At 70.4% G+C, this 2,546-nt stretch carries 1 protein-coding gene and 1 pseudogene; one reads left to right on the top strand and one right to left on the bottom strand.

Annotated elements, in window-relative coordinates; genetic code table 11:
* Positions 1-2,035, bottom strand: a 2,035-nt coding sequence (locus U9R90_RS35415; RefSeq protein ID WP_411061541.1) for a DHA2 family efflux MFS transporter permease subunit, incomplete at its 3' end; no start/stop codon positions are given.
* A gap of 191 nt (positions 2,036-2,226) precedes the next feature.
* Between U9R90_RS35415 and U9R90_RS35410 the strand changes: the two are divergent.
* Positions 2,227-2,546: pseudogene (locus U9R90_RS35410) on the top strand (peptidoglycan-binding protein); the annotation flags it as partial.

Genomic DNA, 2,546 nt, shown 5'->3' with positions numbered 1-2,546 from the left:
GCCGGGCGTGGTCGCCCGGCACGCCGTTGTGGGGGCCCTCCTCGTCGGAGCCGTTGAGCTCTTCGCTGAGTTCTTCGACGAGCTTGATCAGGTCGGTGGGGCGGTCCGGCCCCCACCAGTCGCCGAGGAGTTCGGCGAGTGACTCCTCGCGGGCCTTGCACAGCTTCCTGGCCGCCTCCCGGCCCTGGTCGGTGAGGACCAGTTGGACGCCGGTACGGTCGGCGAGCTGCCGCTCCTCGACCTGGCGGGCCGCGTCCGTCACGATCGACAGCGGCACCGTGGTGTCCTCCGCGAGCCTGCCCGGTTCGAGCGAGCCGTCCCGCTGCATCCGCAGCAGCATCCAACTGGCCGTGGGCAGCAGGTCGTAGCCCGCCCTGGCGGTGGTCTTCACGTAGACGTCGTGGCGGCCCTCACGGGTGCCGAGCACCGACAGGGCGCGCAGCACCTCGTCCCGCGAGGACCGCTCCACGGGGTTGCTGGCCAGCGTCTCACTGAGGTCCGGGGCGGTGACGGCACTGCGCAGCTTGTCCTCGCGCAGCAGCCAGGCCAGCAGGAAGGCGATCAGGACGACGGGTGCCGCGTACAGGAAGACGTCGGTGATCGAGGTCGCGTAGGCGTGTACCGCCGAGGGTTGCAGTTCGGGCGGCAGGTCGGCGATGGCCTGCGGGTTCGCCTCCAGTGTGGGCACGGTCGTCGGCGGTACGTCCTGTCCCGCGAAGGCGTCGCGCAGCTTGTCGTCGAGCCGGCTGGTGAAGATCGTGCCGAAGATCGCGACGCCGAACGAGGCGCCGATGGAGCGGAAGAACGTCGCGCCCGAGGTGGCGACGCCCAGGTCCTCGTACGGGACCGCGTTCTGCACGACCAGTACCAGCACCTGCATGACCAGGCCGAGGCCCAGACCGAAGACGAAGAAGAAGGCGCTCATCTGGACGGTGGAGCTGTCCTCGGTGAGCTGGTGGAGGAGTACCAGGCCTCCGGCGGTGACCGCGGTGCCCGTGATGGGGAACACCTTCCAGCGGCCCGTACGGCTGACGATCTGGCCGGAGGCGATGGACGACAGCAGCATGCCGAGCACCATCGGGAGCATGTGGATACCCGACATGGTCGGCGAGACGCGCTGCACGACCTGGAGGAACGTCGGCAGATAGGTCATCGCGCCGAACATCGCGAAGCCGACGATGAAGCTGATCACGGCCGAGAGCACGAAGGTGCGGATACGGAACAGCTTCAGCGGCAGGACCGGCTCGACCGCCTTCCGCTCGACGGAGACGAAGGCGACCAGGAGCACCGCGCCCAGCGCCGCGAGTCCGGCGATCTGCGGCGAGCCCCAGTCCCAGGTGGTGCCGCCGAGCGAGGCGACCAGCACCAGGCAGGTGGCGACCGAGGCGATCAGGAAGGTGCCGAGGTAGTCGATGGTGTGCTTGGACGAGCGGACGGGGATGTGCAGCACCGCGGCGATCACGGCGAGGGCGATCACGCCGATCGGCAGGTTGATGTAGAAGACCCAGCGCCAGCTGAGGTGGTCCACGAACAGTCCGCCGAGCAGCGGTCCCAGAACACTCGACGCGCCGAAGACGGCGCCGAAGAGCCCCTGGTACTTGCCGCGTTCACGGGGCGGCACGATGTCGCCGACGATCGCCATCGACAGCACCATCAGACCGCCGCCGCCCAGGCCCTGCAGTGCGCGGAACCCGATGAGCTGCGGCATGTTCTGCGCGATGCCGCAGAGCGCCGAGCCGGCCAGGAAGATCACGATCGCGGTCTGGAAGAGCTTCTTGCGGCCGTACTGGTCGCCGAGCTTGCCCCACAGCGGGGTCGCGGCGGTCGAGGCCAGCAGATACGCCGTGACGACCCACGACAGATGCTGCATTCCGCCCAGGTCGCTGACGATGGTCGGCAGGGCGGTCGACACGATGGTCTGGTCGAGCGCCGCGAGGAGCATGCCGAGCAGCAGCGCTCCGATCGGTACCAGGACGGTGCGCCGTGCGGGTTCCGTGCGTGGCGCGGACGTCTCGTCGCTCGCTTCCTGGGCCATCGACGCCTCCTCGGGGCCGCGGTGGACCCGAGGGTCCTCTGCCATCTTCCATCCTGGTCGGTGTGTCCGCTTATGGCCTGTCGAGTGCTGTCGTGTACCTGCGCGTGCCCGTCGCGTTCGGGGGAGCCGGGTGGGGAAGCCGCGGACGGGTCTGCATAATCGCTGGGAGCTCATAGGGAGGGGCCCGGAACGTGAGCGGACGCGAGTGTCCTGAATGCGGTACGCCCAACGGTGCGGGGGGCGCGCTGGCCTGCGGCTGCGCGCAGCGCGCCGCGCGGGCGATGAGCCGCGCGGAGGCGACGGCTGCGGCCGAGGAGTTCGACCCGCTGCGGATACGTCCGTACGTCACGAAGCCCGGCCCCGCGCAGGAGCCGCCACCGGCGCCGATCGTGCACGCCCCGCCTGCCGCGCCCCCGCGCGCGGCGGACGTCGACCTGTTCCCGACGGACGCCGGGGCCCGCCCCGCCCCGCCGCCGGTCCCCGACGGCCAGGCGGCTGTATATCCGCCGTG

Origin of the sequence: Streptomyces sp. E11-3, assembly GCF_046540415.1 — a bacterium.
In the GTDB taxonomy this organism is placed as follows: Bacteria; Actinomycetota; Actinomycetes; order Streptomycetales; family Streptomycetaceae; genus Streptomyces.
The sequence above is the reverse complement of the archived record's forward strand: the minus strand, read 5'-3'. Positions and strand labels throughout refer to the sequence as shown.